This window comes from Allobosea psychrotolerans, assembly GCF_002917105.1.
Taxonomy (GTDB): domain Bacteria; phylum Pseudomonadota; class Alphaproteobacteria; order Rhizobiales; family Beijerinckiaceae; genus Allobosea; species Allobosea psychrotolerans.
This window is the reverse complement of record NZ_PQFZ01000002.1, coordinates 17110-35882: the sequence shown is the minus strand read 5'-3', so window position 1 is coordinate 35882 and position 18773 is coordinate 17110. Positions and strand designations below refer to the sequence as shown.

The 18773-nt window shown below is 65.6% G+C and carries 15 protein-coding genes; 8 read left to right on the top strand and 7 right to left on the bottom strand.

Annotated features, from left to right (window positions below):
* Nucleotides 1-49: 49 nt before the first annotated feature.
* The 3 genes from argC to CYD53_RS03215 form a co-directional block, all read right to left on the bottom strand.
* Nucleotides 50-1027: an N-acetyl-gamma-glutamyl-phosphate reductase gene (gene argC / locus CYD53_RS03225; RefSeq protein ID WP_103716716.1), complete on the bottom strand. Its 978-nt coding sequence runs from the start codon at nucleotides 1025-1027 to the stop codon at nucleotides 50-52.
* 404 nt (nucleotides 1028-1431) lie between these two features.
* Nucleotides 1432-3702, bottom strand: coding sequence for a mechanosensitive ion channel family protein (locus tag CYD53_RS03220; RefSeq protein WP_103716715.1), 2271 nt, complete (start codon nucleotides 3700-3702; stop codon nucleotides 1432-1434).
* Nucleotides 3703-3792: 90 nt separating this feature from the next.
* The gene (locus tag CYD53_RS03215; protein ID WP_245928067.1) at nucleotides 3793-4983 is read right to left on the bottom strand and encodes a pyridoxal phosphate-dependent aminotransferase; all 1191 of its coding nucleotides are present in this window, start codon (nucleotides 4981-4983) and stop codon (nucleotides 3793-3795) included.
* A gap of 162 nt (nucleotides 4984-5145) precedes the next feature.
* Between CYD53_RS03215 and CYD53_RS03210 the strand changes: the two genes are divergently transcribed.
* The 5 genes from CYD53_RS03210 to aat all read left to right on the top strand — a co-directional run bounded on the left by CYD53_RS03210 (nucleotide 5146) and on the right by aat (nucleotide 9320).
* On the top strand, nucleotides 5146-5964 hold the full coding sequence (locus tag CYD53_RS03210) for a DsbA family protein (RefSeq protein WP_103716714.1): 819 nt from the start codon (nucleotides 5146-5148) through the stop codon (nucleotides 5962-5964).
* Nucleotides 5965-6067: 103 nt separating this feature from the next.
* Nucleotides 6068-6526 carry a type II 3-dehydroquinate dehydratase gene (aroQ, locus tag CYD53_RS03205; RefSeq protein ID WP_092165386.1) on the top strand — a complete coding sequence of 153 codons (459 nt, stop codon included), beginning with the start codon at nucleotides 6068-6070 and terminating at the stop codon, nucleotides 6524-6526.
* 78 nt (nucleotides 6527-6604) lie between these two features.
* Nucleotides 6605-7066 (top strand): acetyl-CoA carboxylase biotin carboxyl carrier protein, encoded by a 462-nt coding sequence (accB, locus tag CYD53_RS03200; RefSeq protein WP_092165384.1) that lies wholly within the window; start codon nucleotides 6605-6607, stop codon nucleotides 7064-7066.
* A 44-nt stretch (nucleotides 7067-7110) separates the two neighbouring features.
* On the top strand, nucleotides 7111-8475 hold the full coding sequence (gene accC / locus CYD53_RS03195) for an acetyl-CoA carboxylase biotin carboxylase subunit (protein ID WP_103717082.1): 1365 nt from the start codon (nucleotides 7111-7113) through the stop codon (nucleotides 8473-8475).
* 215 nt (nucleotides 8476-8690) lie between these two features.
* On the top strand, nucleotides 8691-9320 hold the full coding sequence (gene aat, locus CYD53_RS03190; RefSeq protein ID WP_245928094.1) for a leucyl/phenylalanyl-tRNA--protein transferase: 630 nt from the start codon (nucleotides 8691-8693) through the stop codon (nucleotides 9318-9320).
* Nucleotides 9321-9385: 65 nt separating this feature from the next.
* Here aat and CYD53_RS03185 read toward each other — a convergent pair whose 3' ends face one another.
* Nucleotides 9386-10003: a DUF2155 domain-containing protein gene (locus CYD53_RS03185; protein WP_103716712.1), complete on the bottom strand. Its 618-nt coding sequence runs from the start codon at nucleotides 10001-10003 to the stop codon at nucleotides 9386-9388.
* A 247-nt stretch (nucleotides 10004-10250) separates the two neighbouring features.
* Here CYD53_RS03185 and CYD53_RS03180 point away from each other — a divergent pair, with 247 nt between their 5' ends.
* Together CYD53_RS03180 and CYD53_RS03175 are read left to right on the top strand one after the other, a co-directional pair.
* Nucleotides 10251-11594 (top strand): Nramp family divalent metal transporter, encoded by a 1344-nt coding sequence (locus CYD53_RS03180; protein WP_103716711.1) that lies wholly within the window; start codon nucleotides 10251-10253, stop codon nucleotides 11592-11594.
* 70 nt (nucleotides 11595-11664) lie between these two features.
* Nucleotides 11665-12396, top strand: coding sequence for a cysteine hydrolase family protein (locus CYD53_RS03175; RefSeq protein WP_103716710.1), 732 nt, complete (start codon nucleotides 11665-11667; stop codon nucleotides 12394-12396).
* Nucleotides 12397-12426: 30 nt separating this feature from the next.
* Here CYD53_RS03175 and CYD53_RS03170 read toward each other — a convergent pair whose 3' ends face one another.
* Together CYD53_RS03170 and CYD53_RS29825 are read right to left on the bottom strand one after the other, a co-directional pair.
* Complete coding sequence (locus CYD53_RS03170; protein ID WP_103716709.1) at nucleotides 12427-12837, bottom strand: NADH:ubiquinone oxidoreductase subunit NDUFA12; 411 nt, start codon at nucleotides 12835-12837, stop codon at nucleotides 12427-12429.
* Entirely contained in the window at nucleotides 12834-13424 is a 591-nt protein-coding gene (locus tag CYD53_RS29825; protein WP_146055803.1) for a hypothetical protein, read from the bottom strand. Before CYD53_RS29825 ends, CYD53_RS03170 begins: the two co-directional genes overlap by 4 nt.
* 785 nt (nucleotides 13425-14209) lie before the next feature.
* On the opposite strand from CYD53_RS29825, the gene CYD53_RS03160 reads away from it, so the two are divergent.
* Nucleotides 14210-17929 (top strand): vitamin B12-dependent ribonucleotide reductase, encoded by a 3720-nt coding sequence (locus tag CYD53_RS03160; protein ID WP_103716707.1) that lies wholly within the window; start codon nucleotides 14210-14212, stop codon nucleotides 17927-17929.
* A 181-nt stretch (nucleotides 17930-18110) separates the two neighbouring features.
* Here the strand turns inward: CYD53_RS03160 and CYD53_RS03155 are convergent, their stop codons facing one another.
* Nucleotides 18111-18752, bottom strand: a complete 642-nt coding sequence (locus tag CYD53_RS03155; RefSeq protein WP_103716706.1) for an alpha/beta hydrolase family protein — start codon at nucleotides 18750-18752, stop codon at nucleotides 18111-18113.
* Between the last annotated feature and the right edge of the window lie 21 nt (nucleotides 18753-18773).

The following is an 18773-nucleotide window of genomic DNA, read 5'->3' as shown; positions in this document are numbered from 1 at the left end:
AACACCGCAGCGGCCTTTTTCCTGTCGCGGATTTATATGGACGCCCTCATCATGGCCAAACAGGTGCGCCGTCCAGCCCCGCGGTTTCTGGCAGGCCGCAGATCAGGTTCGCATTCTGCACCGCCTGGCCGGCCGCTCCCTTGCCGAGATTGTCGACCACGCCCATCGCGATCACCAAGTTGCGCTCTGGATCGGCCGCATAGCTGACAAATGCGAGGTTCGAGCCCGTAGCGCATTTGGTCTGCGGCGGCTTGTCGGTCACGCGCACGAACGCCCGCCCGGCGTAGAAGCGCCGGGCGGCTTCCAGGCACTGCTCCGTAGTGGCGCGGCCGCGGCAGTACATGGTGGCAAGTACGCCGCGGGTCATCGGCACCAAATGCGGTGTGAACACCAGCCCGGCCGCGCTGCCGCCGCTCAGCCGCTCGATTGTCTTGGCCATCTCGGGCATGTGGACGTGCTTGAGCAGACCATAGGGCACCAAGTTCTCGTTGCTCTCGGCGTAGCCGAACTTGCTGTCGGCGCCGCCCCGGCCGGCACCGGAGATGCCGGTCTTGGCGTCGATCACGATGTTGCCAGGCTCGATCAGCTTGTAGGCCAGCAGCGGCGCCAGCGCGCTCAGCGTCGCAGCAGGGAAGCAGCCGGGGTTGGCAACGCGGGTCTGCCCCTCGATCTGGGCTGGCCAGACATCGGCCAGGCCGTACGCCCAACCCTCGACGTAGCGGTGGTCGCCGCCGATATCGACGATCTTCACGTCCTTGGGGACGCGCGCCAGCGCCTCGGCCGAGCCGCCCGTGGGCAGCGACGCGAACAGCACGTCGAGTTTCGGCAGGGTCACAGGGTCCCACTTCTCGATCACCAGCTCGGCCAGTTTGGCCGGCACACCGGGGAAGCGGTCCACTAAACGGCTGCCGGCGCTGCCCTCGCCGGCGGCGTAGATGAGCTCGAAAGACGGGTGGCTCGCGATCAGGCGCATCGCTTCGCCGCCGCCAAAACCGCTGATCCCGACAATGCCTACGCGAATACTCATGGTGGTGTCCTTCCGGGGTTCGGGCAAAAGAAAACCCCCGGAGCCGAGGGCTGCGGGGGTCAAGAACGCGGGCCGGAGCCGCTCCGGCGCGTGGGACCTATGACGAGGCAGTCACGACGCGGACGGACGCTGATCGACGCGCAGCCCGAAGAGCCGCCGCTTGGGTGCAGCGACGTCGGCGTCGGTCACAAAGGTTCTGGTTCCTGAACATGTCCCGCGACACTGTCGCTACCCGTATTCATCGTCAAGCGGAATGCTTGCTGACCGACCGAGCGAGACGTTGAGGATTCCTGCCATCGTGCGTTCACGATCAGATTTGCCCCAGCGTTGTTCAGCGGGACATCAACACGACGCCCTCAACTGCGAACCGGCCGAACGCCGACTCTACCCTTCTCCCGTAAACCTCACCCAGCCGCCGGTGCGAGCGGGCTCGGCGGCGGCACCGCGCTGATCGCAGCCGCCGCGCCGGCTTGCGAAGTCGCCTCCCCGCCGCGCACCGTCACGGCGTTCGAGGCGAAGGGCACTCCTGCCTCGTTGAGCGCGCGATAGACCCGTTTCAGCGCCTCGCGCTGGAGTGAGGAGGCCTGGTTCGGCTTGGCGGTGAATTTCAACCGGATGACGATGGCGCTGTCGGTGATGTCGGCGACGCCCTGCATCTTGAGCGGCGCGATGAAATGCGGCGCGAATTCAGGGTCTTCGAGCAGGGCCAGCCCCGTCTTCTTGATCGCCTTGCGCGCCTTTTCGATATCCGCGGAGTGATCGAGCCTGACATTGAACTTCAGCGTTGCCCAGTCGCGGCTGGCATTGGTGAGGGAGGGAATCTGGCCGAACGGCACCGTGTGGATCTGCCCGCTCTGGTGGCGCAATTGCATCGAGCGCAGCGATATCTTCTCGACCGTGCCTTTGAGCCGCCCGGTATCGACATATTCGCCGACGCGGAAAGCGTCCTCGATCATGAAGAAGAAGCCCGAGACGATGTCGCGCACCAGCGCCTGCGAGCCGAAGGAGATGGCGAGCCCCAAAATGCCGAAGCCGGCGAGCAAGGGGCCGATATCGACGCCGAGCCGCGACAGCACGACGAGCCCGGTCAAGCCGACGACCGCGCCCAGGACGACGCCGCGCAACACCGGCAGGACGGTCGCGAGCCGCGAAGGGATGCTCTCTTCAAGCGTGGCGTCCTCGTCGACAGGCCCGGTCGCGCCGCGCTTGGGCGCATAGGCGTCGAAGAAGGCCCGCAGGAAGACGAGCGCGACCCAGCCCGCGAAGGCGAGCATGACGACGCCGGCCGCCCGCTGCGAGAAAGCGGAGAACTCCGTCGAGCTCCCGCCGAGGAGAAAGCCGCCCCAGAGCCGCGCCAGCAGATAGAAGCCGCCGGCCCAGATCACGCCCCCGGCGGCCGCACGCGCCGCGTGGCCGAGCGCGAGCGTAAGCGGCGCGCGTTCGCCCAGGGCGGCGGCATGCGCCTGCCGGCAGGCCATCAGGCTGGTGGTGCCGACCGCCAGGATCGGCACCAGCACGATGATGAGCTGCGTCAAGCCGGCGGCCTCGGCCCAGCGTGCTCCACCCTCCATCATCGCCGCCGCGTTGCCGACCATCCAGATCGCCACGGCCGAGGCGGCGTAGAGCCAGCCGGCGCCGACCGCGATCACGCGCCGGCCTGGCCCCGGCTCATGCGCTGATTCGAGGATGAGCGCTGCAAGATCGTGTCGCGCATCGATGAACCACCACACCTTGAACAGAGTCACGGCAATGCCGACCAGCGTGAACAGTCCGGCGACCGGGCCCGGGCCAACTGCGTGTTGGCTTGCAACCGCGGTCGTCAGCAGAATCGGCGAGGCGATGCCGTAGAAAGCCAGCAGGCCGAAATGCCGCTTGGCGCGCGGCAGCGGCATGATCCGCCGCTCCGGCACGCCGGGAGAAAGCAGGAAGCGCCCGAGGATCAGATGTGCGGCTCCGATCACCACGCCGTTGGCGATGACACGCAAGGTCGTCGCGGCAAGATCGGGCTCGGGCAACCAGAGCATGCGCGCGGCATGCAACGCCGCCAGCCCGACCATGAGCGTCATCAGATCCTGGAACAGTCCCCAGGACGACGCGATCAGGCGCGGCGTGAATTCAGGCCCCTTGGGCCGCAGCCGACGCGCGAACCAGCCGGCGGTTGCGAAACGGGCAAGCCCTGCCGCAGTGATGGCGAGCGCCAGGCCCGCGATGAGACCCCAGCCCGCCGGAAGCCCGCTCGCGCCGTTGCGGTTCCGCGCCCAGGCGCTCCGCCAGGCGTCCGGCAGCGCGGCCAGGCGCGGCACCGCGCTCACCCCTTGGGTCAGCCCGTCCACGAAATGATCCCAGAACGCCTCGATCGGTGTTTCGCCCTGACTCGGGCTGGTGTTTGCCGGCGTGGCGGCGTCGTTCGCGACCGCCACTGGTGCGGCCTGGACAGGCTGGTCCTTGCCGGTGATCCTGATCTCGACCTTGCGGCCGCCGGTCGACAAGGCGTCGACCAGCTTGCGCACCGTCTCCGGAGTCTCGTCGCCGCGCAGCGTCAGCGTGACATGCGTGTCGGCTTGAGCTCGGGCGGGACCAGCGGGCGCTAGGCCCAGGGTGGCGAGCAGGAAGAAGAGCAGCGCCAGGGCGCAGGGCGCAACCGGCGTGCGAGAGGGCGCAAAGCTGTGTCGCATCGAACTCGCTCCCCAACATCAAGAACCGCGTGAGTTGGACGGGAATCCCTGCTCCTGGCAAGCGTCGGACCCGCCCTGCTCCCATTGCGCTCAGCGGCCTTTCAACCAGGCTCCGATCCGTTCGACGGCCTGCTCGCATTCCTGCAGCGAACCGGCGAAGGACATCCGCACGGTTCTTGCGCCGCGCGCCTCGTCGAAATCGAGCCCAGGCGTGATCGCGACACCCGCCTGATTGAGAACATCTCGGCAGAAGGCCATGGAATCGTTCGAATATCGGCCGATGTCGAGATAGATGTAGAAGGCCCCGTCGACGGGCAGGAAGTCACCCAGACCGATTTCCGGCAGGGCCTTCAGCAGATAGGCGCGGTTTGCGGCGTAGCCGGCCTTGATCGCCTCGCACTCCTGCGTCGCCTCGAAAGCCGCCTCGCCCGCGACCTGGCTGAGATAAGGCACCGAGATCGACAAGTTCTGCTGCAGCCGCTCGATCGTGCGCACCAGCCGCTCGGGCACCACGAGCCAGCCGACACGCCAGCCGGTCATGCAGTAATATTTCGAGAAGGAATTGACGATGATGGCGTCGGGATCGGCGGCGAGCGCCGTTGTCGCCGGCGCCTCATAGGTCAGGCCGTGATAGATCTCGTCGGAAATGTACCAGAGACCGAGCCGGCGGCACTCCGCAGCCACGGCGGCGATGGCGTCGGGCGCCATCACCACACCGGTCGGATTGGCGGGGCTCATCGTCAGTACGCCTGCGAGCGGCGCCTGGGCATGTGCCCTGGCGATGAGCTCCGGCGTCAGCGCGAAGCGGGTCTCCGGCCCGACCTCGATGGCGACCGGCTCCAGCCCCAATGCGATCAGGATGTTGCGATAGGCGGGATAGCCCGGCGCAGTGATCGCGACCCGCGCGCCCGGCTGGAAGCAGGCCAGGAACGCCAGGATGAAGCCGCCCGAGGAACCTGTCGTCACCACGATGCGCTGCGCCGCCACGCCGACACCATAAGCATCCCGATAATGCCGCGCGATGCGTTCCCTAAGCGAATCCGTGCCGAGCGCCTGGGTGTATCCGATGCGGCCATGCTCCAGCGCGCGGCCGGCCGCCGTGCGAATGCTGGCCGGCGTCGGCGCGGAAGGCTGCCCGACCTCCATATGTACCACCGAACCGCCATTCCGCTCGATGGCGGCGGCCTGGTTCATCACATCCATGACGATGAAGGGCGAAACACGCTCGGCTCGCGCGGCGAGCGCGGGCATGAGATGACTGGAAGGGGCGGGCTGGCTCATGTCCGCTGCCGTAACCGAGCCGCCCTCATCCCGCAACCGCTGTCAGAGCTGTGATTTGACGCGGTCCCGGCAAGAGCCCAGAAGCAATTTTGAAGGTTTTTCGAAACCATGATGGGGCGAAATGCCCCGCCGGCCAGTGCCGGCCTGCCCGAAAGGACGACGATGATCGCGCTTCCCTTCCTGCTGCGCCTTGACCTCACGGTGCTGCGCCGCGCCGGCCTCGCGCTCTCCGCGCTCCTGGTTGCCGGCAGCCTGACGATGGCGCCGGCCCGCGCGCAAAGCTCCGCTCTTACCCCCGAGCAGCGCAAGGCCGTGGTCGATCTGATCCGCGAGACACTGCAGCAGAACCCTGAACTGGTCCAGGAAGCGCTTGTCGAGATCGAACGCCGCAACACGGTAGCCCAGGCCGAGGCGCAGCGCAGCGCCGTCACGGCCGAGAAGGCCCGCCTCGTCGATCCCGCGACTTCGGCGATCGTCGGCAACCCGCAGGGCGACGTCACCATCGTCGAGTTCATGGATTACAATTGCGGCTTCTGCAAAAGGGCGCTGGAAGATGTCCGTGCGCTTGCCAAGGAAGACCCCAAGCTCAAGGTCGTGATCAAGGATTTCCCGATCCTCGGGCCGGATTCGGTCGAGGCCAGCCGCGTCGCGGTCGCCGCCATGAATCAGCTCCAGGGTGCGAAATATTTCGAGTTCCACAACAAATTGATGGCGACCAAGGGACGCGTCAACGGCGCCAAGGCGCTCGAGGTCGCCAAGGACGCCGGTGCGGATATCGAGCGTCTGAAGAAGGACATGGACGCTTCGGCGACCAAGGCCGTGATCGAGGACACCGTCGCCTTGGGCGATCGTCTGGGCCTCACCGGCACACCCGCCTTCATCCTGGGCGACGAGGTTGTCTTCGGCGCGGTCGGCCAGGCGGCGCTGAAGGCCAAGATCGACGCCGTCCGCAAATGCGGCAAGGCGACCTGCAGCGGCTGAGCTCGGCCGACTTTGGTCGGGCTTCGCCCTTCCCCTGCCGGTCCGCAGCGTTTATGAGGGCGGCGTCTGCCGCTTTCATGCGGCGCTGGAATCACCGCGCACCATGGTCGCCGTCCACGTCCTCAACGGTCCCAATCTCAATCTGCTCGGCACCCGCGAACCCGCCACCTATGGCGCGGTGACGCTGGCGGGCGTCGAGGAGAGGCTCAAGGCCAAGGCGGTCGCGGCCGGCGTTGAGCTGACTTTCCGCCAGACCAATTACGAGGGCGAACTCGTCAGCTTCATTCAGCAGGCGGGCCTTGCCGGCGCGGGCATCGTCATCAATGCCGGCGCCTATACCCACACCTCGGTCGCCCTGCGCGACGCGATCAAGGGCACCGAGGCGCTGGCCATCGAGGTGCATGTCTCCAATGTCCACGCCCGCGAGGAATTCCGGCACCATTCCTACATGGCGCCGGTCTGTGTCGGCGTGATCTGCGGCTTCGGCGTCGCAAGCTATGATCTTGCTTTCGACGCGATCGTGCCGCTTCTGCAGAAGCGGCTCGCGAAACCGGCGGCCTGAACCGCCAGTATCTTCCACAGGATGGCGTGAGCGCGCTCAGCGCTCCGCTGCCAAGACGACAAAGACGGTGACACCGCCATGGCGACCAAGAGCCCGATCGACCCCGAACTGGTGCGCGAACTCGCGCAGCTTCTGAACGAGACCGATCTGACCGAGATCGAAGTCGAGAAGGGCGATCTGCGCGTGCGCGTGGCCCGCACCATAACGGCAACCGTGCAGGTTCCCGCTGCCGCCGCGCCCCTGCCCGTCGCCGCCGCGGCGCCTGTCGTCGCGGCCCCGGTCGAGGGCAAGCCGTCCGCCGCCCATCCCGGCGCGGTCGCCTCGCCGATGGTCGGCACGGCCTATCGCCGCGCTTCGCCGGAGGCCAAGCCCTTCGTCGAGGTCGGCAGCGTCGTGAAGGCGGGCGAACGCGTCCTGCTGGTCGAGGCGATGAAGACCTTCAACGACATCGTCGCCCCGCGCGCCGGCAAGGTCGTCGCGATCCTGGTCGAGGACGGACAGCCTGTCGAATATGGCGAACCGCTGCTGGTGATCGAGTGAGTCGGGCCCCCAGCGAAGATGGCCGATCCGATTTGGGCTTCAAGATGTTCGACAAGATCCTGATCGCCAACCGTGGTGAGATCGCGCTGCGCGTGCTGCGTGCCGCCAAGGAGCTCGGCATCGCCACGGTGGCGGTGCACTCCACCGCCGACGCCAACGCCATGCATGTGCGCCTCGCCGATGAGAGCGTCTGCATCGGCCCGCCCTCGGCGCGCGAGAGCTACCTCAACATCCCCGCCTTGATCGCGGCTTGCGAGATCACCGGCGCGGATGCCGTCCATCCCGGTTACGGCTTCCTCTCCGAGAATGCGCGCTTCGCCGAGATCCTGGACCGGCACAACATCACCTTCATCGGTCCCAAGGCCGAGCATATCCGCAGCATGGGCGACAAGATCGAGGCCAAGCGCACCGCCAAGGCGCTCGGCATCCCTTGCGTGCCGGGCTCCGAGGGCGGCGTCACCGACGATGACGAAGCCTTGCGGATCGCAGCCGAGATCGGCTTCCCCGTGATCATCAAGGCGGCGTCCGGCGGCGGCGGCAAGGGCATGAAGGTCGTGCGCAATGCCGACGACATGTCGGTCGCTCTCTCGACCGCCCGCACCGAGGCAAAGGCCAATTTCGGCGACGATGCGGTCTATATCGAGAAATACCTGGAGAAGCCGCGCCATATCGAGATCCAGGTGCTCGGCGACGGCAAGGGCCACGCCATCCATCTCGGTGAGCGCGACTGCTCGCTGCAGCGCCGCCACCAGAAGGTCTGGGAGGAAGGCCCCTCGCCCGCGCTCAACGCCGGCGAACGCGACAAGATCGGCATGGTCTGCGCCAATGCGATGGCCAAGCTCGGCTATCTCGGCGCCGGCACGATCGAGTTCCTCTACGAGGATGGCGAGTTCTATTTCATTGAAATGAACACGCGCATCCAGGTCGAGCATCCCGTCACCGAGATGATCACCGGCATCGACCTCGTCAATGAGCAGATCCGGATCGCAGCCGGTGCACCACTGTCGATCATGCAGAAGGATGTGGTGATCGAGGGCCACGCCATCGAATGCCGGGTCAATGCCGAACATCCCGCGACCTTCCGGCCTTCGCCAGGCAAGATCGCATCTTTTCATACGCCAGGCGGCCTCGGTGTGCGTGTCGATTCGGCCGTCTATCAAGGCTATACGATCCCGCCCCATTACGACTCGCTGGTCGGCAAGCTGATCGTCCATGGCCGCAACCGGGCCGAATGCCTGATGCGCCTGCGTCGCTCGCTTGACGAATTCGTGGTCGACGGCGTCGACACCACGCTGCCTCTGTTCCGCACGCTGGTGCGCAACCCCGACATCCTGAACGGCGACTACAACATCCACTGGCTGGAGAAATTTCTGGCAGCCGGCGGGATGGGCGAGACCAAGGACGGCTGAGCACTCTTCGCGGGATATCCACGTCTTGGCCGGGCTTGACCCGGCCATCTCCTGCGGGACATGCATGGTGTCCTGCCCGTCATTCTCGGAGCCGCGCTTTGCTCCGCCTGGACATGGCGTGGCCGCCGTTTGACTCCCCGCGCCGCCCGCGCTCCCATCACGCCATGAAGGCCCGCTCCGTGCCCGTCCGCTCGCCGCTGATCACGCCTGAGATCATGTTGCGCGCCTATACAGCCGGCATCTTCCCGATGGCGGAGAGCGCCGACGACCCTAATCTGTTCTGGGTCGAGCCCGAGATTCGCGGCGTCATCCCGCTCGCCGCTTTTCATCTGTCGTCGCGCCTGGCGCGCACCGTCCGCTCCGACCGTTTCGAGATCAGGGTCGACAGCGCCTTCGAGCATGTCATCGCGGCCTGCGCCGAGCCCAAGCCCGACCGGCCCGAGACCTGGATCAATGGCCGCATCCGCGAGATCTTCGGTGAATTGTTCCACCTCGGCCATGTCCACACGGTCGAATGCTGGCGCGAGAACGAGCTCGTCGGCGGGCTCTACGGGCTTTCGCTTGGCGGCGCCTTCTTCGGCGAAAGCATGTTCCACCGCGAGACCGATGCCTCGAAGGTCGCCCTCGTCCATCTCGTCGCGCGGCTCAGGCGCGGTGGCTACAGCCTGCTCGACGCGCAGTTCCAGACCTCGCATCTCGCCCAGTTCGGCACACAGGAAGTGCCGCGCTCGGCTTATCAGGGACTGCTGGAGCGGGCTGTCGCCAAACCCGGCGATTGGTGGTCATGGCCCAGGGGCGCGACCATCGATGGACGTCAGGCGCTGGCCGAACTTACGCCAGGCTGAGACCCGAGCCAGCTGGTAGATGTCAGCCTGATCTCAGCCCTCATGCCGGGGCATGCCGAATGGCCTCAACGGCTGCCGCCGGCTGGATCACGCGGCTGCACCGGGTTGGTCGGGAAGAAGCGCTGGCTCGGCGCCTGGCGCGGCGCGACCGGCACGCCCTGGGGCGGCTGCACATCGATGCGTCCGCCCGGCGCTGGCGCGTTCGGCGCCTGATTGACGTCGCGGGCCGGCGCGGTGCGCGGCCGGCGCGGTTCTTCGGGGACCGGGGCCTCCGGCTCCTTGGGATCGACGACGAGTTCCGTTCCGCCTTTGCAGTCGGTCAGCCAGACATCGTAGATCGCATGCTCGACGCCGTGGAGGCCGGGGCTCGACGCATACATCCAGCCGGTGAAGATGCGCCGGTATTCGTTGTTGAAAGTCACCTCGTCGACCTCGGTGAAGGAGGTCGTCTGCGGCGCTTCGGTCGGCGGGCGCGTCCAGCAGACGCGCGGCGTGATCTGCAAGGCGCCAAACTGCACCGTCTCGTCGACCGCCACCTCGAAGGAGATGATCCGCCCTGTGATCTTGTCCAGCCCGGCGAAGACCGCAGTCGGGTTGCGGATGCGATCGGCCGCAGCGGGCCCGCCCAGCGCAAACGAAACAAGCGTAGCAAGGGCCAGAACGGAAAGGCTGCGGGACGGCATGCTCAAAACGATTCTCTGTCGCGCGAGGTCTCCGCGCGCTGGCGGCTTACCATGGCAAAGCGAGCGGAAAAAGGGCGATTGCTGTCTGCGCGCCGGCCATGCCTCATCGTCAGGGGCGCCTGGCTGGCATGTCCCTCAATGTCTGATGTGCCCGATGTCGCGGTCGCGCGACGGCGTGATTTTCCTTGTTGCGAATAATTCGCAGAACTATATCTTGCAAATAATTCGCAAGAGCAGGTGATATTCAATGGACGCCTTCGTCAGGAAGCCCCCCGCCGGTTGGCGCCAGGATCGCGGTGAGGCCTCGCTCGCCGACGTGCATCGCTCGGTCGACGTTCAAGCCTCCAAGCCAGGCTGGCGACGCGCGGTCGCATTCGTCGGCCCGGGCTATCTCGTCGCCGTCGGTTACATGGACCCCGGCAACTGGGCGACGTCGATCGCCGGCGGCTCCAAATTCGGCTACACCCTGCTTATCGTCGCGCTGCTGTCGAACATCATGGCGGTCGTGCTGCAGGCGCTCTGCGCGCGGCTTGCCATCGGCTCGGGCCGCGATCTCGCGCAGGCCTGCCGCGATTCCTTCCCGAAGCCGGTGGCGCTCACACTCTGGTTTCTCGCCGAGACCGCGATCATCGCAACTGATATCGCGGAGGTGATCGGCACCGCGATCGGGCTCAACCTGATCTTCGGCATTCCGCTCGAGATCGGCGTCCTGATCACGGCGCTAGACGTTTTCCTGATTCTGTATCTGCAGCGGCTCGGCTTCCGCTGGGTCGAGGCGTTGATCATCACCCTGCTTGGCGTCATCGCCATCTGCTTCACGATCCAGATCGCGCTGGCCGATCCCGATTGGGGGGCGGTGATCAAGGGCTTCGCGCCGACGACGCAGATCGTCACCAATCCCGAGATGCTCTATCTTGCACTCGGCATCCTGGGGGCGACGGTGATGCCGCATAATCTCTATCTGCATTCGGGCATCGTGCAGACCCGCGCCTATGGCGAGAGCCTGCCCGAGAAGCGCAAGGCACTGAAATACGCCACGATCGATTCGACGGTGGCGCTGACTTTCGCGCTCCTGATCAATGCCGCGATCCTGATCCTGGCGGCGGCGACCTTCAACAAGACCGGCCAGACCGACGTCGCCGAGCTCGGCGAGGCGCATAAGCTGATCGGCCCGCTGCTGGGGCTGGCGATCGCGCCGACCCTGTTCGGCATCGCCCTGCTCTGCTGCGGCATCAATTCGACGGTGACCGCGACGCTGGCTGGCCAGATCGTCATGGAGGGGTTCCTCAAGATCAAGCTGGCGCCCTGGCTGCGCCGCCTGATCACGCGCGCCATCGCCATCGTGCCTGCCGCTGCCGTGACCATCTGGTATGGCGACAGCGGCACGGCGCGGCTCCTGATCCTGACCCAGGTCGTGCTGAGCCTGCAGCTCTCCTTCGCCGTCTTCCCGCTGGTGATGTTCACTGCCGACAAGGCGAAGATGGGCGCGCTCGTCGCTCCGCGCTGGCTCGCGATCTTCGCCTGGCTGATCGCGATCGTGATCGCGGCGCTCAACATCAAGCTGCTGTTTGATTTCGTGATCGGCAGCTGACGCGACGATTGCTCCGGCGAGCGCGAATCGGCTCTCGTCCACAAGGCTGAGGCTGATCGCGGGACGACAGATGACATTGCGCCATCCAAGCGGCATCGACGAAAAGGTCGTCGCCAAGGTCGTGGCCAGGCGCGGGCGTCTCCATGCTTTCGAGAGCCTGACCCCGGCGCTGACCGCGCTCGTCGTCATCGACCTGATGCGCGCCTCGGTCGAGAATGACGAAACCTGCCGCGAGATCGTCAGCCCGATCAACCAGGTGGCCGCAGCGCTGCGAGGCCGCGGCGGCACGGTGGCCTGGGTGACCGCAGCGCCGATGCCGCTGGAGAGCCCTGTCCTGGCGGCAATCCATGGCCCGCAGCGTCTGCGCCATTTCCAGGATGGCGCCCGGCCTGAAGACCCACGCTCGCAGCTCTGGCATGAGCTCGTGACGCAAACCGGCGACGTCCACGCCATGAAACAGGGTTATAAGGGTTATAGCGCCTTCTTCCCGGGGCGTTGCGACCTGCACGCGCAATTGCGGCGGCGTAAGCTCGACACGCTGCTGATCGCCGGGACGGTCACGAATATCTGCTGCGAATCCTCAGCCCGCGATGCCGTCGAGCTGGGCTATCGCGTCATCATGGTGTCGGATGCGAATACCGGTCACGCCCATGGCCTGCACGAGGCTTCGCTGACGACGATCTACCGCTGCTTCGGCGATGTCAGGCCGACAGCAGAGGTCCTGGATTTGATCGCGGCAGGAGCATTGCGCGAAAAAGTGGGTACCGGTTTTTCGCAGGAGCAATGCTCTAAGCATTTATAATCGTGTGAAGCGCCCTGCCCGGCCGGCGCCTCAGCGCCCCGGCGTCCAGGCCTCATAGTCGCCGGTTGCGGGCGGGCGGTGGCCGCCGGCCAGCGTCGAGCCCTGCGGACGATAGGCCAGCGCCGTGCCGGTCCAGTTCTGCTGATGCGGCTCTTGCCACTCGCGCGGCTCGTAGCGCTCCTCGGAGGGCGCGACATCGACGGTGTGATGCAGCCAGCCATTCCAGCCCGGCGGGATCTTGGAGGCTTCCGCTTCGCCGTTATAGACGACCCAGCGACGCTGGATGCCCAGCGCCTTGTCCTTCATCCCACCCTTGGTGCGGTAATAGACATTGCCGAACTCGTCGGTGCCGACTCGCTCGCCGAAGCGCCAGGTGTGGAAGCGCGTGCCGATGGTCTGGCCGTTCCACCAGGTGAAGATCTGCAGCAGCAAAGGCTTCATGAAAGTGCGCCCGTCGCGGTCTGTTTGCCTGGGCGACTTATGGAGAGATGGAACGGCGCTGTCCAGCCTCTACGCGCGCCAGCCTCTATACGCGCGGGACCCGGCGATCTGTCATTGGCCGACCGCTCCTTGCAACGCACGAGCGTCAAGACTGCCAGCACATCCTCATGCGCGGCCTGAAGCTGCCTTGTGCCCTTGTGGCGGAAAATCACGTTGGTGGGATGAACCCGGGTGCTTGAGGCGATCAGCGTCGCAACGACCTCCAGATTCGCCGGGTTCTGGTCATTGGGCTTGCTTGTGGGCTTCGGAGCCTGACCCATGAATCGGGCTGCCGAACTCACCTCCATGACGACATGGGCGGTCGAGCCGGAAACGCTGGAACTCGTGAAGGTCATCCCGTTGATCGGCATGCCGCTGGCGGAGATGCCGGTTCGGTTGATGGCGATGCGAGGGCCGCCGCAGCCCATCTTGGCCGACGACCACTCGCCGGCGAAAGCCGGCGACAGCGGTTCCTGATCTGTACATCCAGGCAGCGCCAAGAATCCAGGCAGCGCCAGGACCGATACAACCAAGGCGAGACGTCGCATCGGTTTCTCCCGAGCCGCACATGTCCACGCGATGCTGAGCCTCCTTGCCTTAACTCGCTGCTAAATCCACCGCCGAAAGCCCGCGGTGAGCAACCGACGGTTTGAGGCTCGGCCACCCGCTCAAAGAAATCGCCGCCGTCGACGATTCAGCGACCGCGAATATCGGCGCCACGATTCGGCCTTGATTCGAGATCGCTCCCATTGCGCCCGGCTTTCGCGAAGCCCGCATGGATTCAAGCACTTGATCGCGCCGCTGCAGATACCGCTTACGTCCGTGGCCGAAAGATCACTCAGCCCCCTTGATTAACCATGATGGCGCGCATTTGATGCGTTTCTTCGGCGCACGACTGTGGCAAGCTGGCACCGCGGAGAGGATTCGTCCCGCGATTCCCAAGGCTTAGCGGCGGCCTTGAAACTTATCCCCATAACTCACACATACCTACCAGATGTCGTGTCCACAGGGTTTGGTGTGCACTAATCCTTGACGAGGCGGCCCATTCGGGACTAAATTTTGACGGTCGCGTGACGGCCGGCGGAAACGCCATCGACACCCGCAAAAGAGTTTCCGGAAGGGTCGAGGCGATCATCACGTGGCATGCCGGCAACGGCTGCGGCGAGCGATTGTTTGCGGACTGTTCTGGCCGCAACCGGACGAGAGAAGGCGGAAACATAGCCGCCGCGACGTCCACGGGGCACAAACCGAGTTGGGCTGACATCAGGAGCCGGTGATCAACCGGCCGCGCGGGGCTTTTGGAGCCCGCGGCATTGCATGGGGATACGAGATCATGCGCATCGAGCGCCGCTACACCTCCGCCGGCCAATCGCCCTACGCGGCGATACCGTTCCGCTCTGCCGTCAGCGAGATCCGCAATCCCGATGGCTCGATCGTGTTCCGGCTGGAGGGCATCGAGGTGCCCGAATCCTGGTCGCAGGTCGCCAGCGACGTGCTCGCGCAGAAATACTTCCGCAAGGCCGGCGTCCCGGCGGCGCTGAAAAAGGTCGAGGAAAACGACGTCCCCTCCTTCCTCTGGCGCTCCGCGCCCGACGAGGCCGCGCTCGCCAAGCTCCCGGAAGCCGAGCGCTTCGTCTCGGAGATCTCGTCCAAGCAGGTCTTCGACAGGCTCGCCGGCTGCTGGACCTATTGGGGCTGGAAGGGCGGCTATTTCTCCTCCGAGGAGGATGCGCAGGCTTTCCATGACGAACTGCGCTTCATGCTCGCGACCCAGCGCGTGGCACCGAACTCGCCGCAATGGTTCAACACCGGCCTGCATTGGGCCTATGGCATCGACGGCCCGAGCCAGGGCCATTTCTACGTCGACTTCAAGACCGGCAAGCTGGTGAAGTCGAAGTCGAGCTACGAGCACCCGCAGCCCCATGCCTGCTTCATCCAGGGCGTGCAGGACGACCTCGTCAACGAAGGCGGCATCATGGACCTCTGGGTCCGCGAGGCACGCCTGTTCAAATACGGCTCCGGCACCGGCTCGAACTTCTCGCTGCTGCGCGGCGAAGGCGAAAAGCTCGCCGGCGGCGGCCGCTCGTCGGGCCTGATGTCCTTCCTCAAGATCGGCGACCGGGCTGCGGGCGCGATCAAGTCGGGCGGCACGACGCGACGCGCCGCCAAGATGGTCGTGGTCGATGTCGACCACCCCGATATCGAGACCTATATCGACTGGAAGGTGCGCGAGGAGCAGAAAGTCGCCGCCCTCGTCACCGGCTCCAAGGTCGTCCAGAAGCACATGAAGGCCGTGATGAAGGCCTGCGTGAACTGCGAAGGCGATGGCGATTCCTGCTTCGATCCCGAGAAGAACCCGGCGCTGAAGCGCGAGATCAAGCTCGCCCGCAAGGCGATGGTGCCCGACAACTACATCAAGCGGGTGATGCAGTTCGCCAAGCAGGGCTACACCGACATCCAGTTCGACATCTACGACACCGATTGGGATTCGGAGGCCTATCTCACGGTCTCGGGCCAGAACTCGAACAACTCGGTCTCGCTGACCGACGACTTCCTGCGCGCCGTGGAAACCGATGGCGACTGGAACCTGACCGGCCGCACGACCGGCAAGATCACCAAGACGCTGAAGGCCCGCGACCTCTGGGAGAAGATCGGCTACGCCGCCTGGGCCTCGGCCGATCCCGGCCTGCACTTCAACACCACGATGAACGACTGGCACACCTGCGCGGCCTCCGGCCGGATCCGGGCGTCCAACCCGTGCTCGGAATACATGTTCCTCGACGACACGGCCTGCAACCTGGCCTCGGCCAACCTGCTGCAGTTCTATGATCGCGAGGCCAAGGCTTTCGATGTCGCAGCCTATGAGCATCTCTGCCGGCTCTGGACGATCGTCCTCGAGATCTCGGTGACGATGGCGCAGTTCCCCTCCAAGGAAATCGCCGAACTCTCCTATGAGTACCGCACGCTCGGCCTCGGCTACGCCAATATCGGCGGCCTCTTGATGACCATGGGCCTCGGTTATGATTCCGACGAGGGCCGTGCGCTCGCCGGCGCGCTGACCGCGGTCATGACCGGCGTCTCCTATGCGACCTCGGCCGAGATGGCGGGCGAGCTCGGCCCCTTCCCCGGCTACAAGAAGAACGCCGCGCATATGCTGCGCGTCATCCGCAACCACCGCGTCGCGGCCCATGGCCTGGCTTCCGGCTATGAAGGCCTGCAGGTCACGCCAGTCCCGCTCGACCATGGCACGCTGGCGCGCCTGGGCGGCTCCAGCACTCTGCTCTCGGAGCGCGCCCGCATCGCCTGGGACAATGCGCTCGCGCTCGGCGAGAAGCATGGCTACCGCAATGCGCAAGCGACCGTGATCGCGCCGACCGGCACGATCGGCCTCGTGATGGATTGCGACACCACCGGCATCGAGCCCGATTTCGCGCTGGTGAAGTTCAAGAAGCTCGCCGGCGGCGGCTACTGGAAGATCATCAACGGCGCGGTGCCCGACGCCCTGCGTGCACTCGGCTATCGCGAGAGCGAGATCGCCGAGATCGAGGCCTATGCGGTCGGCCACGGCACGCTGGCGCAGTCGCCCGGCATCAACCACGGCTCGCTCAAGGCCAAGGGCTTCACCCAGGACAAGATCGACGCGATCGAGAAGGACCTGAAAGCCGCCTTCGACATCAAGTTCGTCTTCAACAAATGGACGCTGGGCGAGGATTTTCTCGTCAACACGCTTAAGGTTCCGGCTGAGAAACTCGCCGACATGTCCTTCGAATTGCTGCCTTTCCTCGGCTTCTCCAAAGCCGAGATCGAGGCCGCCAACGTGCATGTCTGCGGAGCGATGACGCTGGAAGGCGCGCCGCATCTCAAGCTCGAGCACTACAACGTCTTCGACTGCGCCAATCCCTGCGGGCGCATCGGCAAGCGCTATCTCTCGGTCGAGAGCCATATCCGCATGATGGCCGCGGCCCAGCCCTTCATCTCGGGGGCGATCTCCAAGACCATCAACATGCCCAACGACGCCACCGTCGAGGACTGCAAGAGCGCCTATATGCTCTCCTGGAAGCTGGCGCTGAAGGCCAACGCCCTCTACCGCGACGGCTCCAAGCTCTCGCAGCCGCTGAACTCGGCCTTGATCTCCGATGAGGACGACGAGGAGGATGCCGTCGAGGCGCTGCACCAGCAGCCGATGACGGCCCGCGCCGCCCAGGTCGCCGAGAAGATCGTCGAGCGCATCGTCGAGCGCGTCGAGCGCAACCGCGAGCAGGAGAAGCTGCCGACGCGGCGCAAGGGCTACACCCAGAAGGCCAAGATCGGCGGGCATACGCTGTTCCTGCGCACCGGCGAATATGATGACGGCCGCCTCGGCGAGATCTTCCTCGACATGAACAAGGAAGGTTCGGCGCTGCGCGCCTTGATCAACAACTTCGCCATCTCGGTGTCGCTGGGCCTGCAATATGGCGTGCCGCTGGAGGAGTATGTCGACGCCTTCACCTTCACCCGCTTCGAGCCCGCCGGCTTCGTCCAGGGCAACGACTCGATCAAGAACGCGACCTCGATCCTCGACTACGTCTTCCGCGAACTGGCGATCAGCTATCTCGGCCGTTACGAGCTCGCCCATATCGACCCGAGCGAGGTCGGCAATATCGGGCTCGGCAGCGGCGGCCAGAACCAGCCGGCAGCGGCTGGCGCCACCCCGCAGACCTCGGTCTCGAAGGGCCTTGTCCGCTCGCGCGCCGACAAGCTGATGCTGATCCCGGGCGGCGCGGTGCCCGAAGCCCCGCGCCAGGCCAGCCAAGCCCATGGCTATGCCACGGCCGGTGCGACCGCGCTGAAGCAGGAGCCGGCCGAGCAGCCTTATGGCGAGGCGGAGATGGCCAAGCTCGGCTTCGCGGCCCCCGCCGCCGCCGGCCAGCCCAAAGCCTCAGAGCGTCGCGCCGAGGCGATCATGAAAGGCTATGTCGGAGACAGCTGCGGCGAATGCGGCAACTTCACCCTGGTCCGCAACGGCACCTGTTTGAAGTGCAACACCTGCGGTTCGACGACCGGGTGCAGCTGATTGGTCCGACTGTTCCGACTGAAATGCGCGGCATAGCGTTGCCGCGATCGTGAGAAAGTTCCGCGCCGCCCGGCAATCAAGCCGGGCGGCGCCTCGTTTCCAGCACATCAAAGAAGCGGGAGCACCGCGAGGCATCCGTTGATGCCGTTGACGTTGAAGGTGGCGATTTTCATCGCCCGTCTCAACTCGTCGTCCGCTCGGCCCAGGCGGAAGCCGCCTCGGCCATGGTCTTCAGATGGTCGGCGGCCGAAAAGCCGGAAACCGATTTCCGCGGCTTCAGATCGTGATCGCCGTCATCGAGCCACAAAATCTCGATCGCCGGTGACAGCGTGTAGGCGGACACCTCCTCTCGCATGCCGAATTGATCGCGCGTGCCCTGCACGATCAGCGTCGGGATATTCAGGTCGACAAGATGTGCCGTGCGCAACTGCTCGGGCTTGGCCGGCGGATGAAAGGGATAACCTAGGCACAGCAGGCCGTGGACTCGGCCGGAGGCGAAGAGGTCGTCTGCGACCATGCTGGCGACCCGGCCGCCCATCGACTTGCCGCCGATGATGAGCGGCCCTTTTGCGTCAAGCGCCTCAATAGCGGCAATGTATTCTGGATTGAGCTTTTCTGCGCGCGGCGGCGGCTTGCGGCCCGACGCCATTCGTCGACCAGCCATATAGTTGAACTCGAAGCGAGCCACGCGAAAGCCCGATCCCGCCAAGGCCTTCGCCGTCGCTGTCAGCGAGGGCGAATCCATCGGCCCGCCGGCGCCGTGCGCGAGCAGGACCGTGCGTCTCGCCTGTTCGGGACCGTCGAAGAGAAACCTCACCGCCATCCGCCTGCTGCGCTCCCTGCC